Annotated in this window: 11 protein-coding genes, 1 tRNA gene and 1 other annotated feature; of the genes, 2 read left to right on the top strand and 10 right to left on the bottom strand. The window is 39.1% G+C overall.

From position 1 onward, the window contains the following. Nucleotides 1-85: 85 nt before the first annotated feature. A complete protein-coding gene (locus NML75_RS05275) occupies nt 86-2422 on the bottom strand; it encodes a cation-translocating P-type ATPase (RefSeq protein WP_074324284.1) in 2337 nt (778 codons plus the stop codon). A gap of 131 nt (nt 2423-2553) precedes the next feature. Here NML75_RS05275 and NML75_RS05270 point away from each other — a divergent pair, with 131 nt between their 5' ends. Then, nucleotides 2554-3303: a lysophospholipid acyltransferase family protein gene (locus tag NML75_RS05270; RefSeq protein ID WP_004253887.1), complete on the top strand. Its 750-nt coding sequence runs from the start codon at nt 2554-2556 to the stop codon at nt 3301-3303. A 106-nt stretch (nt 3304-3409) separates the two neighbouring features. Next, nucleotides 3410-3482 (top strand) — tRNA-Thr (locus NML75_RS05265). A 307-nt stretch (nt 3483-3789) separates the two neighbouring features. On the opposite strand, the gene pyk is transcribed toward NML75_RS05265, so the two are convergent. The 9 genes from pyk to pgdA all read right to left on the bottom strand — a co-directional run bounded on the left by pyk (nt 3790) and on the right by pgdA (nt 13592). After that, on the bottom strand, nt 3790-5295 hold the full coding sequence (gene pyk / locus NML75_RS05260) for a pyruvate kinase (RefSeq protein WP_074324240.1): 1506 nt from the start codon (nt 5293-5295) through the stop codon (nt 3790-3792). A 65-nt stretch (nt 5296-5360) separates the two neighbouring features. After that, nucleotides 5361-6368, bottom strand: coding sequence for a 6-phosphofructokinase (gene pfkA, locus NML75_RS05255; protein WP_074324285.1), 1008 nt, complete (start codon nt 6366-6368; stop codon nt 5361-5363). Between the two features lie 81 nt (nt 6369-6449). After that, entirely contained in the window at nt 6450-9551 is a 3102-nt protein-coding gene (locus NML75_RS05250; RefSeq protein ID WP_254804231.1) for a DNA polymerase III subunit alpha, read from the bottom strand. A gap of 157 nt (nt 9552-9708) precedes the next feature. After that, a complete protein-coding gene (locus tag NML75_RS05245) occupies nt 9709-10143 on the bottom strand; it encodes a hypothetical protein (protein WP_254804230.1) in 435 nt (144 codons plus the stop codon). Nucleotides 10144-10352: 209 nt separating this feature from the next. Next, nucleotides 10353-10733 (bottom strand): lactoylglutathione lyase, encoded by a 381-nt coding sequence (gene gloA, locus NML75_RS05240; protein WP_254804229.1) that lies wholly within the window; start codon nt 10731-10733, stop codon nt 10353-10355. A gap of 56 nt (nt 10734-10789) precedes the next feature. Next, nucleotides 10790-11149, bottom strand: a complete 360-nt coding sequence (gene rplT / locus NML75_RS05235) for a 50S ribosomal protein L20 (protein ID WP_000124834.1) — start codon at nt 11147-11149, stop codon at nt 10790-10792. Between the two features lie 49 nt (nt 11150-11198). Further along, nucleotides 11199-11399: a 50S ribosomal protein L35 gene (rpmI, locus tag NML75_RS05230; RefSeq protein WP_001125942.1), complete on the bottom strand. Its 201-nt coding sequence runs from the start codon at nt 11397-11399 to the stop codon at nt 11199-11201. Nucleotides 11400-11432: 33 nt separating this feature from the next. Further along, nucleotides 11433-11963 (bottom strand): translation initiation factor IF-3, encoded by a 531-nt coding sequence (gene infC, locus NML75_RS05225; protein WP_004253871.1) that lies wholly within the window; start codon nt 11961-11963, stop codon nt 11433-11435. Nucleotides 11964-11978: 15 nt separating this feature from the next. Continuing rightward, nucleotides 11979-12109, bottom strand: a sequence feature (ribosomal protein L20 leader region). 88 nt (nt 12110-12197) lie between these two features. Beyond that, a complete protein-coding gene (pgdA, locus tag NML75_RS05220) occupies nt 12198-13592 on the bottom strand; it encodes a peptidoglycan-N-acetylglucosamine deacetylase PgdA (RefSeq protein ID WP_254804228.1) in 1395 nt (464 codons plus the stop codon). Nucleotides 13593-13605 lie beyond the last annotated feature (13 nt).

The following is a 13605-nucleotide window of genomic DNA, read 5'->3' as shown; positions in this document are numbered from 1 at the left end:
AAACTCTATTTCCCTTTATTATACCATATTTTATCTGGCAATCCTGCACCTAAAAAAGACCGCAATCATGGATTGCAGTCTTTCTTTATCTTTTAACTTGATAATGACTTGTCAGTATGAAAATCACAATAAAGACGAGCATCATAATGCCATAGATAGGCAAAGTTTGACCTGTAAGTGTTGAAATTTCAAGCAATTTTTGGATTCTTGGGAATAGAGCTGTTCCAAGGAAACCTCCAACCGACCAAATAATCAATAGCACACGCCACAAGCTAAATGGCAAGCAAGCTCTAACTACAGACATGAAACCAATCGATGCCAATAGATAATACAGAAGTGTCGAAATTTCAATGGCTGTCCAGCCTTGACTGGTTCCAAAAATTTTAACAAAGAGAACACTAAAGACTACCATCAAGGCACTTGGTAAAGCTCGAAGCATTGATTTTCTGAGGAAGTTTTGTTCCACAGGTTTGATATTTCGTTCAAAAGTTAATACAAACGGTGGGAATCCTTCCACAAACTGGTCAATCATAGTTATCTGAATCGGAATGAATGGGAAAATCAAAATCCATTCAGTACGTCCCAACAAAGCACTGGCAATACAGATAACTGCTAGCAAGAAGGAATAGATTGTCTTAATCAAGAAAATCGGAGCAATGTGGGCAATATTATTGACCACACGACGACCTTCAAAGAGAATCTCAGGAACATCATTGAAATCTGAATTCAAGAGGACCAGATTTGCAATCTGACGAGTTGCTGGGTCTCCTTCCGCCATAACAATGGAACAGTCTGCCTCACGGAGAGCTAGGATATCATTGACACCATCCCCTGTCATTGCTGTAGTATGTCCTGCTTTTTTCAGAGTTTGGATGATGAGTTTCTTTTGATGAGGTGAGACACGTCCGAAAATGGCTGTTTCCTCAGCCATGGCTATCAATTCTTCATCATTAATTTTCGAACAATCTACATAGCTCTGATAGTCTGCAAAACCTGCTTTTTGGGCAATACTTGAAACAGTGACTGGATTATCACCAGAGATAATTTTTAATCCCACTTCCTGAGAACGAAGATAGTCTAGCGTATCAGCAGCACCTTCTCGAATTGGATCTAGAATCTCAAGCAAAGCCAAAGCCTGAATATCAGATGGCTTTTGTGGCTTGTGATGGTCAAGTTTTTCTTGACTGAGCGCTAACACCAAGACACGAGATCCTCGTTCAAGAGCTTCTCTAGCTTCAGGAACTTCAGCATCCAACAACATCTCCGGTGCGCCTAGGAAAACAGTTCCTAGACCTTCCAACTCCATTGCTCCCCATTTTCGATCACTTGAAAATGGAAGGCTAGAAATCATCGGATAAGCTACCTCTCCCGCAAAACGCTTTCGAATAGCTTGGGCAGTTGGATTTTTATCCTCACTGTGTGCCATATAGCTGGTTAGTATTTTGGCAATGGTATCTTTGTTATAAGCTGGAGTAAGAGGAAGGACCGTCTCAACCTGCATCTTCCCTTGGGTGATTGTCCCTGTCTTATCCAAGCAGAGCATATCTACGCGCGCCAAGGTTTCAACAGAATACATTTCCTGCACCAAAACCTTTTTCAACCCAAGCTTGATAACAGCAGTTAAGAGAGAGGTGATGGTCAAAAGGGCGATACCTTTAGGCAACATCCCCAAAAGAGCTGTAGATGAATTGACTACAGAAGACTTCAGTGGCAGACCTTTTAAGACCAAGGCTTCAAGCAAGAGAGCAATACCAAAAGGAATGATAATTTTCCCAGTAAAGCCGGCTAACTGGTCTAGCGATTTCATGATACGAGAGTTAATCGGCTTCACTGTCTTAGCTTCAAGCATGAGTTTAGCAGCATAGTTATCCGCCCCAACATGATGTACCTGAGCAAAGACAGAACCACTTGCAAGAAAGCTACCCGACAACATTAAGTCTTCTACTTCTTTTTGCACCAAGTCGCTCTCACCCGTTAACATGGCTTCATTGACTTCTGCAAAACCTTCTAATACAATGGCATCACTTGGAATTTGATCCCCTGCTGACAAGCGAATCACATCGTCCAAAACAAGCTCCTTAGGATCCAGAGCTATCTCTTGTCCATCACGAATAGTGATAATCTTTTCTTTATTCAAGAGATTGAGCTTATCAACCATATGTTTGGCACGTAGCTCGGTTACAATCCCAGAAAACGCATTAAAGCAGATAACTGCAAAGAAAACTAGATTGCTCCATGCTTGAACAAAGGCGAGCGCTAGGGCAATGGCAAAGTTTAAAGCATTGAATAAAGTAAAGACATTTCTCTTCACAATCTGCCATGTACTAGTACTAGCTGAAGCTTGGAAATCATTGACCTGTCCCTGTTTCTGACGATCTTTGACTTCTGATTGGCTTAATCCCATAATTTTATTTTTATCCATAAATTCTATCATATCATTTTTTTTTGAATATTTCTAATTTCATATAAAAAGCTATTCCGCCTAAACAAAAAACATTTGCCTGTCCTAGTATGATAAGGTATAATAAAAGAAAGAAAACTGAAGGAGACATCATGTTTTATACTTATCTGCGTGGGCTGGTTATGTTGATTCTATGGTCAATCAACGGAAATGCTCACTTTCACAATACTGAAAAAATTCCAAGTTTAGATGAAAACTATATCCTTGTTGCGCCACACCGTACCTGGTGGGATCCAGTCTATATGGCTTTTGCAACAAAACCAAAGCAATTTGTCTTTATGGCAAAAAAAGAACTCTTTTCAAATCGCATCTTTGGTTGGTGGATTCGCATGTGTGGTGCTTTCCCTATCGACCGTGATAACCCAGGTTCTTCTGCTATCAAATATCCAATTAATGTTCTTAAAAAGAGCAATCGCTCACTGATTATGTTTCCAAGTGGTAGTCGTCATTCCAATGATGTTAAGGGTGGTGTAGCCCTCATCGCAAAGATGGCTAAGGTTCGGATTATGCCAGTTACCTATACTGGTCCTATGACTCTAAAAGGACTTGTCAGCCGTGAACGTATTGATATGAACTTCGGAAATCCGATTGATATCTCAGATATTAAAAAGATGAATGATGAGGGAATTGAGATGGTTGCAGACCGCATCCAATCTGAATTTCAACGCCTAGATGAGGAAACAAAACAGTGGCACAACAATAAAAAACCAAATCCACTGTGGTGGCTCATCCGTATCCCTGCCTTGATTCTAGCAATTATAATCGGAATTCTGACAATCCTCTTTACCTTTGTTGCAAGTTTTGTTTGGAACCCAGATAAAAAGAGAGAGAAATTACAATAGTCTAATTTTCACAAGCCCAAGTTTATTACTTGGGCTTTTCCAATGAGTTACCATACTAATTAGCATATTGACAAAAGCTTAAATCTATAGTATACTTTCAAAGTAAGCTGATTTAGCTCAGTAGGCAGAGCGCATCCATGGTAAGGATGAGGTCGCCGGTTCGATCCCGGCAATTAGCATCATTCATCAGTTCCTTTTTTAGGGACTGTTTTTTTCTTGACAAACTATTACCCCCTATAGTACAATAAAGTCTGCGATGAGTCGATATGTAGCAAGAGCTACAATTGCGCAAAGGAGGTCATAACGCAGGAGCGGACCTTGAGAAATTGTGTGAACCAGTTTCTCACATGGAGATGCCTCTCACACTCTCTGGAAAACCAGAGAGTTTTTTCTTTTCTTAAACGAATAGGGTCTGGACCTTATGAAACAAAAAAAGACCTATCATACAAGCTATAAAGCCTGATATGATAGGTTTTTAATGTTAGATTAACGTACAGTGCGGATACGCATTGTGTTTGTACGAACTGCTTCACCAAGTGGCACACCTGCAACGATAACAATATCGTCACCAGATTGTACAAGACCTGCTTCAACTGCTTTACGTTCAGCAATTTCAAACATGTCATCAGTTGATGATGGAGCTTCTGTCAACATTGGGATAACACCCCAGTTCAACATCAATCCACGTTCTGTCAATTCGTCAAATGTCAATGCCAAGATATCAGCATTTGGACGGTATTTAGAGATCAAACGTGCTGTGTGACCAGTCTTAGTAAGAGTTACAACCAATTTGATGTCCATTGAATTTGTAGCATCTTTAACTGCTGAAGCCATAACTTCTGTCTTAGAGTTACGTTCAAATGAATCTGAGTTCAAACGTCCGTATTCGTTAAGAAGAGTTTGAGCGTTCTTGTCAATTGTAGCCATTGTTGTAACTGACTCAAGTGGGTATTTACCATTTGCAGACTCACCTGAAAGCATTGTAGCGTCAGTTCCGTCGATAACAGCGTTGAATACGTCTGATACTTCTGAACGAGTTGCACGTGGTTTTTCAGTCATTGTTTCAAGCATGTTTGTTGCAGTGATAACAACTTTACCAGCAGCGTTTACTTTAGTGATGATCATTTTTTGGTAAACTGGAACCATTTCGAATGGTACTTCGATACCCATGTCACCACGAGCGATCATGATTCCGTCAGCAGCTTCAATGATTTCGTCCAAGTTATCGATACCTTGTTGGTTTTCGATTTTAGCAAACAATTGAACGTGACCATTACCAGTTTCTTCACAGATAGCACGAACTTCGTTAACATCTTTAGCAGTACGTACGAATGAGATCGCAATAAAGTTAATACCTTGTTCCAAACCGAAACGAATATCGTCGTTATCACGTTCAGCAAGAGCAGGGAAAGGAATTTTAGTGTTAGGGATGTTCACACCTTTTTGTTTAGCGATCACACCGTCGTTTTCAACTTCAACGACAAATTCACGAGTTGCATCATCTTTTTCTACAACACGAAGACCCAATTTACCATCGTCAACCAATACTTGGCGACCAACTTCAACGTCATCATAGATGTCAAGCGCACCTGCAACGTTCAAAGCAATCACTTCACGAGTTGATTTGATTCCTTGTTTAGTTGCAACACGGATTTTTTCACCAGTTTTGTATGAGTACTCTTTAGCTTCACCTTCGAACAATTCAGTACGGATTTCTGGTCCTTTAGTATCAAGAAGGAAACCAACTTTTTTACCTGCAAGTTTTTCTGCAAGTTTAACAGTTGCCATACGTTCACCTTGTTCTTGGTGGTCACCGTGTGAGAAGTTGAAACGGAAAGTGTTAGCTCCTGCTTCAATCAATTTAGCAATGTTTTTAGCTGAAGCTTCAACGTCAAGTTTTTCACCCCAGTATCCATCTTCACCGAATTTTTTTCCACCACGGATTTCTACCGCAGGACCCAAAGTTGCAACGATTTTTACACGTTTGTTCATGATTTTGTGACTCCTTTATATAATTCGACCTTTTATGGTCATTTTACCAGATTAGTTAAAGTTGATTATGACAAGCTCTTGTTCAAGTCAGAGAGTTCAATATCAGCTTTATGAGGGTTATTGACTACAATCTTACCATCAGCTGTTAAGCTAAACAAAGCTCCCTCTTCTGCTGTTCCAAGAATTGGATTTTCAACCATTTTCTCGTTACGAATACCGACAGCAACACCACCGATTCCTTGTTTAAGGAGTTTAACAGCGTGTGCGCCCATACGTGACGCCAATACACGGTCACGAGCTGTTGGTGAACCACCACGTTGGATGTGACCAAGTTCAGTTACACGAAGGTCGCTTGTATCGCCAGCTTCTTTTAGTTTTTGACCAAATTCAGCTGCTGACATGACACCTTCTGCTAAAACGATAATGTTGTGTTTTTTTCCGTGTTCATATCCAGCTTTGATGCTTGCTACGATATCTTCAAATTGGAAACCTTCTTCAGGGATGATGATTTCGTCAGCACCAGTTGCGATACCTGCCCAAAGGGCGATATCTCCAGCGTTACGTCCCATTACTTCAACAACGAAAGTACGACGGTGACTTGATGATGTATCACGAATCTTATCGATTGCATCCATTGCAGTTGTTACTGCAGTGTCAAATCCGATTGTAAAGTCAGTACCTACGATATCGTTATCGATTGTTCCTGGAAGTCCGATAGCAGGGAATCCATGCTCAGTCAATCGCATAGCTCCATGATAAGAACCATCACCACCGATAACCACGACACCTTCGATACCGTGTTTTTTCAATTGCTCAATCCCTTTAAGTTGACCTTCGAGTTTTGCAAACTCAGGGTAACGAGCTGAGTGAAGGAAAGTACCACCACGTGAAATGATGTCTCCTACTGAAGCAGCATCAAGTGGATAAATTTCACCAGCAACCATACCAGCGTATCCATCATAGATACCAAAAACTTCCATTCCTTCTGAGATTGCTTGACGAACAACTGCACGAATGGCAGCATTCATACCAGGGGCGTCCCCACCACTAGTCAAAACAGCAATACGTTTCATTTGGTTTTGCTCCTTTTTCTTTTAACATTCTAACTGATTATACCATATTTAAAGTTAAAATTCTTTTATTTTCATTGATTTTTAACGATAAATCGTTTTCATGACAATCTGTTTTAAAGATTCTTGTAAGCCAGCGTCTTTTGCAACTAAATAACCAGGCAAAAGAATATTTTTTTGTTCATTTTCATAACGAATGACAACAGGAATTTGTCCCTTGTAGTGATCTAAAATATGATAAATTTCAGAATCGTGGTCATGATTGGGAACTTGAATCCAAAAACGCTCACTCACTGCCTCTTTTAAATTATTTAAAACTAATTGAAGACGACCATCTCTGGCTTGTACTTTTCCATTTAGGTAATAGAAACTTCCTTCGTGCAAAAGATTTTTAAATTGTCGGTACTGTTCAGAAAAAACAGTGACCTCCAGACTTGTTTTACTATCAGTAACTTTCAAAAAGGCCATGTTTTCACCTTTTTTAGTTCGAATCACTCGGATAGACTGAATTTCAACGAGCACTGTAGCTGTCTGGCCTTCGGAAAGCTCAGATAAACTCACGATCGGATACAAAGGATTCTTCGCTAAAACCAGCAATGGGTGTTGGCTAATTCCAACTCCTAACCATTCCTGCTCTTTTTGGAATTTCTCAATATTTGAAAAGTCCTCTGTATCTGTCCAACTATAGCTAGAATCCGCAAAGAGGCTACCTAATTCTTCTACAAAGATAAATAGAGTTGGTAGGTTGGTTAAGATTTTTTGACGATTTTTCTCAAAATTATCAAACAAACCAACTTCCACTAAAGGGGTTAAGAGGCTAATCTTTTGATAATTTTTCGGTAATCGTGTGATGAAATCTTCAACACTGCTAAATGGACGATGCTCGATAATCCAGTAGGCAAAATCACGAGTCATTCCCTTGATACTCTTGAGTCCTAGATGGATTGTCTTATCTGCTAGTTTATCTTGATATGGAACTGTGTTGATAGAAAGCGGAGTCAGTTCAAAGCCCATTTCAAGCGCATCGAGAATATAATCCCCGCTAGCATAATTGAGCATGACCTGATAGAAGATTGCTGGAAAATGTGTTTTAAAGTAGGCAAGCTGAAAAGCTAAGGCAGCATAAGCATAAGCATGCGAACGGTTAAATCCATAACCGGCAAATTTTTCCATTACGGCAAAAACTTCTTGAGCCTGTTTTTGTCCATGCCCTTTTTCGAGGGCCCCTTGAATAAAACTCTCCTCCATTCGGTGCATCTCGGCAGCATTCTTTTTCCCCATAGCACGACGCAAGATATCGGCTTTTCCAAGACTGAAACCTGCATAGCGTTGAGCTACTTGCATGACCTGTTCTTGGTAAAGCATGATGCCATAGGTCGGAGCTAAAATATCTTCTAGTATAGGGTCAAGTACTGTAACTTTTTCTTTACCATGTTTTCTGGCAACAAAGTTATCTATATAGTCACTCGCACCTGGTCGGTTCAAGGAAGTCGTCGCCACTACTTCTTCAAAATTTTGTGGTTTCACGCGTTTCAATAAGCGTATGGCTCCAGGTTGTTCAAACTGAAAGATTCCCTTGGTCTTACCTGCAGCAAAGAGGGCTAAGGTTGCTTTATCTTCAAGATCAATATCCTCAATTCTTAGTGAACTACCTTGAGTTTCATATAAGAGCTCCTGCATTTTTTGAGCAAAGGTTAAGTTTCGTAGGCCCAAGAAATCCATCTTGAGCAGGCCATTTCCTTCAACTCCATGGGCATCATATTGGGTAATGAGCATATCCTCTCCATACTTGAGAGGGATATAATCTGTTAGATTTTTATCACTGATAACGACACCAGCTGCATGGATAGAAGTCTGTCGTGGATAACCTTCAATCTTTTTGGCAATTTCAAAGGCCTTTTGGTACTCCATCTTACTCTGAATGAGTTGTCTAAAACCTAGATTGCCTTCATAGGCTGTCGTTAGAGTATCTTTAGAACCTATTTTTTTCGTAATGGCCGTCAATTCATATTCAGGGACACCATAACGTTTGAAGATGTCTCGGATGGCCTGCTTGGCTCCAAAGGTTGAATAAGTGACAATCTGCGCAGCATGGATACTACCATAACGGTCACGAACATAGCGAATAAACTCTGGACGATAGATATCTGGGATATCAATATCAATATCTGGCATGGTGTAACGTTCACGATTTAAGAAGCGCTCAAAGATAAGATTTTTAGCTACAGGATCAATTCCAGTAATATCTAGGGCGTAGGCTACTAAACTTCCAACTGCGGAGCCGCGTCCCATCCCCATATAATAACCTTGAGAACGACCAAAACGTAAAAGGTCCCAGACAACCAAGAAATAGTCATCGAATCCCATATCATGAATCACAGACAGTTCTTCTTCTAAACGTTCCTGATAGACTGAATCTAGCAAGCCTTTTTGCTCCAAACCCTTGATAGCTCTCTCCTGAAGTTCTTCAACAGCAGGTCTCTCTGGATTGAAACGTGGAAGCTTGAGACTACTATCAATCTCGTAGGAAGTATCCTTGACCAATCTTGCAAGATTATCCAGTGCGATTGGGAACTTCTCTAGAAAAACCTGTTCAAGACGTTCAGCAGGCAAAAACAAGCCCTGTTGAGATTGAACATCTACCTCTCGCAAGGTCACGTTCTCTTTAATCGCTTTAAGCATCTGTAGAGCTTCTAAATCCTCAAACTCAAAAGAGTTAACACGATAAAGAGGGAGAATCGGGTGAGAAAAATTCGATTGAGCTGTATCTGGATACACTCCGATATAGTAGTCATGCCCTAAGTCCAAGGAATCAATTTCAGGATAGTAAGGAACAATGACACAAATATCTTCAAGGTAGGAAGAGAAATCAGTCCATTCTTTTTTACCTGTCATCTTTAAAGACGACAGCTTCATCAGGTTTTGATAACCTCGGTTTGACAGGGCTAAAAAGCGTAGATTGATCCATTCATCTTTATGATGAACTGACATCTCAAGGCCTAATAAAGGCTGAATTCCTTGTTTTTGGCATTCTTTGATAAAATAATAGGCTCCATAGAGATTATCTTCATCCATGATGCCAAGTGATGAATAGCCATATTCTTTCCCAAGGCTGACATATCTCTTAATCGAAACCATGCTCTCCATGAAACTATAGACAGTTTTCGTATCCAGTTGGGCAATCATTCTTTCTCACCTCCCTTTTTCTTTTTCTATTATACCATTTTAAAAAATAGAAGCACAATTTCTTTCTAATCATGAAACTAAAAAACCACAGCCTTAAAGGCTATGGTTTTATGATATGAAATAAGTTCGAAGAAGAGTTACGCCTAGCTTTTTTAACTTAGTTATTTATATCTTTCGTTAAAAATATTCCGATTATAACTAGAACTAGTGAGAGATAAGGAAAGACCCTAAACATCTGCCAATCTGGGTCGAATGCTAAAAGTCCGGAAAGAAAATAAAATCCTGCACTCGCATACAAGAAATTTCTATTTACTTTCTTGATTCCTATCTTAGTTAAAAAAGTTGCTATAACGTAAGCAATTAAATTAGGACCTAGAAAAATCAAGAATACAATCCCCCATGGAGCAGTAAATAAAGCAAGAGTTATAAATAGAAGAATATAGGTAAGTGCCAAATAAAATGAGAAAGATAGAAGAGCCGAAGGTTTCTTGACTGCTTTTGGACCATTCTCCGTATTTTTAACTGAATTATCGTCTACAATTAGTTTATCTTCTTCTTTGTTTAGCTCTACATTTGGATTTTGGTCTGACATTTTTTTCTCCCACTAATTTGTTTAATTATTTTTATTATATCTCAATTTGTCACATTAAGCTAGATAGAAAAAGCCATCTATATTAGTCTCAGACAAACACACACATTTGTCTGAAAGAAACTAACATAAATGACCTACAGTCCTCCCTATCAAGTTTTTCTGAGTCAGGTGAAATGGTCTAACTCAATTTGACAAATGAGGAGTTTTTATTATTTTTCACGAATCACTTCTACCTTGTATCCATCTGGATCTTTGACAAAGTAATAGTTTGGTTGTGTTCCTGGAAGTCCATTAGGTGCTGTAACTTCGTAGCCTTTGTCGCTATGTTCTTTATGAAGAGCCTCAAGGTCAGGTGTGCTTAGAGCAATGTGCGCAAAACCGTCACCCACAACATAAGGTCCGTGATCGTAGTTGTAAGTCAACTCCAATTCATAATCATCGCCATCAAGACCTAGATAAACAATGGTAAAAGCGTGTTCTGGGAAGTCCAGACGACGCAATTCCTTAAATCCAAAAGCATCTTGATAAAAAGCAATTGATTTTTCAAGATTTTCTACTCGCAAGCAAGTATGTAACATTTTTGAAGCCATCTTTTCTCCTTTGTTTAAAAAAGACTGGAACAAACTTGCACCAGTCTTATGAATAATTATTTACCAAGTTTTGCTTTTGCTGCATCTGCAAGAGCTGTGAAAGCTGCTGCATCGTTAACAGCCAAGTCAGCAAGCATTTTACGGTTAACTTCGATCTCAGCCAATTTCAAACCATGCATCAATTGTGAGTATGAAAGTCCGTTCATACGAGCTGCCGCATTGATACGTGTGATCCACAATTTGCGGAAGTCACGTTTCTTTTGACGACGGTCACGGTATGCATAGTAGTAAGAGTTCATTACTTGTTCTTTTGCAGTACGGAACAAGATGTGTTTAGCTCCATAGTAACCTTTTGCTAATTTTAAAATACGTTTACGACGTTTGCGTGATACAACGCCACCTTTAACACGTGCCATTTATATTTCCTCCAATATTTCCTAGAATTGTTAACTTACAAATACGCGATTATTTCAAGCGAGTAAGCATTGCTTTGATACGTTTGAAATCTCCTGAATGCACCATAGATGCTTTACGAAGATGACGACGTTGTTTCTTAGTTTTTCCGTGGAAACGGTGAGAAGTGTAAGCACGGAAACGTTTAAGTCCACCAGAACCTGTACGTTTGAAACGTTTAGCTGATGCGCGGTGTGTTTTTTGTTTTGGCATGATATTTTCTCCTTTTTTTAACTTTCTGACAGATTATTTCTTGTCAGTTGCTGGGGCCAACTGCATGAACATTTGACGACCATCCATTTTAGCACGTTGTTCGATGATAGCAATATCTTGAGTTGCTTCAGCGAAATCGGCTAAAACTTTTGCTCCAATCTCTTTATGGGTAATCATACGACCCTTAAAGCGAATGGAAACCTTCACTTTGTTCCCTTTTTCAAGGAACTTGCGAGCACTGCGAAGTTTCGTATCGAAATCACCCTTATCAATAACTGGGCTCAATCGAACTTCTTTCACGGTCACAACGCTTTGTTTTTTGCGTTGCTCTTTTTGTTTCTTCTGGTACTCAAATTTGAACTTACCGTAGTCCATAATTTTCGCAACAGGAGGTTTAGCTTGAGGTTGAATGAGAACCAAGTCCACATTAGCGTCGTCCGCAAGTGCTTGCGCTTCACCAAGTGGTTTGATACCCAATTGTTCGCCCTCAAGACCGATTAAGCGAACTTCACGTACACGAATTTCATCATTGATGAATAAGTCTTGCTTTGCTATGGTTTTCACCTCTTTTTTAATTTTAGAGAAAAACAAGAGCGGACTTGCTAACGCAAATCCGCTCTACATGATTATAGTTCATTTCTGAAACTTGATCTGTAGGGGCCAGACAACGTTAGTCGCAAGGCGAGAAGTTCTCACTTCTGCTTTTCTCATCTTTTATATGATATCAAGTTTTTTCCTACTTGTCAAGATAAAAATAATCTTTTTTAGTTTTTTTCTAATAATTGAATTTAAATCTAATTATTGGGTACGAGAATAGTATATCTCATGTGGTTTTACACGATTCCCTAGTAATTCAGTGACTGTAACAAAGCTATACCCTTGTCCCTGCAAATATTCAATAACTTTTGGCAATGAGTTAACAGATGTTTGATGGATATCGTGAATGAGGATGATAGACCCATCTGTCGTTTGACGTTGGACTTGTGTTAGAATGGCTGCTTCGTTTTTACTCTTCCAGTCTAAGCTATCAACATCCCACATAATAAAGCTCAAATCGAGACTATTACGGATATCATCTGAGATGGCACCATATGGTGGGCGCATCAATTTTGAACTCTTTCCGAGAACACTAGTGATCGCTGTTTCTGTATCCGTAATTTGTTTCTTAGCATCTTCTAATGAGAGTTGTGTTAAAACTGGATGGTTCCAACTATGGTTTCCAACTTCGTGCCCTTCAGCCTGCATACGTTTGAGGATAGCTTCATTACCTGCAATATTTTTTCCTTGTACAAAGAAGGTTGCCTTGATTTTGTACTTAGCTAAGATGTCCAAGGCTTGTGGTGTTGTATTACCATCAGGACCATCATCAAAGGTAAGAGCTACCACTTTTTTATGTTTTTCTGCTTGAACTTTTTTATAAAGTTCAGCATCTTTTTCTGTTAGATAGGATGTTTGAATATAATCAAAGAAATCTGAAATAGGCATTGCTATCTCTTCAACATTTGTAGTTGCCTTAACTGGATATAGAACCAATTGACTATCTTTGTAAGCAAACTTCCAACTTGACAATTCTGTAGCTGAGAAATCAGCTGAAACTTGGTCGACAATTGATTGCTCTATTTTTTTATCTAGGAGAGCTGACTTAACACCCTCAAGGATTTTTTCTTTGGCTGTAGATGGGTCTGTAAAGAGTTGATCCAAGGTAAAGATAGAGCCATCCTCTTTCAGATACAGCTGGTCTAAAGTAGTATTTTCTAATTCAACGACATTAGAATTTGCTAAGTCATAGGCCTGTTTTTTAATCAAACGATTTTCAACCCCAGTTAAAGAGGAATCCCCTTTTTCTGAGTAATAAAAAATTAACTGTTCTTTACCTTCTACTTTGTCAGTGATGTCTTTTACGATGATATCCTTGATAGGGGAAATAAGGCTGTCACCGACTAGTGGATAATAGGTGATGATTTCTGATTTCTCTTTACGGAAATGTTCTTTTTGACTTCCTTGGGAGTAGGCGTCATCTTTTTCCTTCTTGAGGTTCTCAATCTTCTGTTCAAAGGCTTGTTTATTCAGCACTTTATAGGTAATCACACTACCGAGTGCTAACATTGTTAGAAACAAAAGCAAGACAAGAATGCCAAGCTTTTTATTATTTTTCTTCTTTACTTTATTCTGGGGTAATCTCTTTTTTGTCATAGTCTAATCATAT

The sequence above is a fragment of the Streptococcus sp. CF4-3 genome (assembly GCF_024295385.1).
Classification (GTDB): domain Bacteria; phylum Bacillota; class Bacilli; order Lactobacillales; family Streptococcaceae; genus Streptococcus; species Streptococcus infantis_I.
This window is presented reverse-complemented; position numbering and strand designations above follow the sequence as displayed.

Bases quoted from the DNA above. Each gene is read 5' to 3' on its own strand.
- NML75_RS05275 (WP_074324284.1), bottom strand. From the start codon at position 2,422: ATGGATAAAAATAAAATTATGGGATTAAGCCAATCAGAAGTCAAAGAT.
- NML75_RS05270 (WP_004253887.1), top strand. From the start codon at position 2,554: ATGTTTTATACTTATCTGCGTGGGCTGGTTATGTTGATTCTATGGTCA.
- pyk (WP_074324240.1), bottom strand. From the start codon at position 5,295: ATGAACAAACGTGTAAAAATCGTTGCAACTTTGGGTCCTGCGGTAGAA.
- pfkA (WP_074324285.1), bottom strand. From the start codon at position 6,368: ATGAAACGTATTGCTGTTTTGACTAGTGGTGGGGACGCCCCTGGTATG.
- NML75_RS05250 (WP_254804231.1), bottom strand. From the start codon at position 9,551: ATGATTGCCCAACTGGATACGAAAACTGTCTATAGTTTCATGGAGAGC.
- NML75_RS05245 (WP_254804230.1), bottom strand. From the start codon at position 10,143: ATGTCAGACCAAAATCCAAATGTAGAGCTAAACAAAGAAGAAGATAAA.
- gloA (WP_254804229.1), bottom strand. From the start codon at position 10,733: ATGGCTTCAAAAATGTTACATACTTGCTTGCGAGTAGAAAATCTTGAA.
- rplT (WP_000124834.1), bottom strand. From the start codon at position 11,149: ATGGCACGTGTTAAAGGTGGCGTTGTATCACGCAAACGTCGTAAACGT.
- rpmI (WP_001125942.1), bottom strand. From the start codon at position 11,399: ATGCCAAAACAAAAAACACACCGCGCATCAGCTAAACGTTTCAAACGT.
- pgdA (WP_254804228.1), bottom strand. From the start codon at position 13,592: ATGACAAAAAAGAGATTACCCCAGAATAAAGTAAAGAAGAAAAATAAT.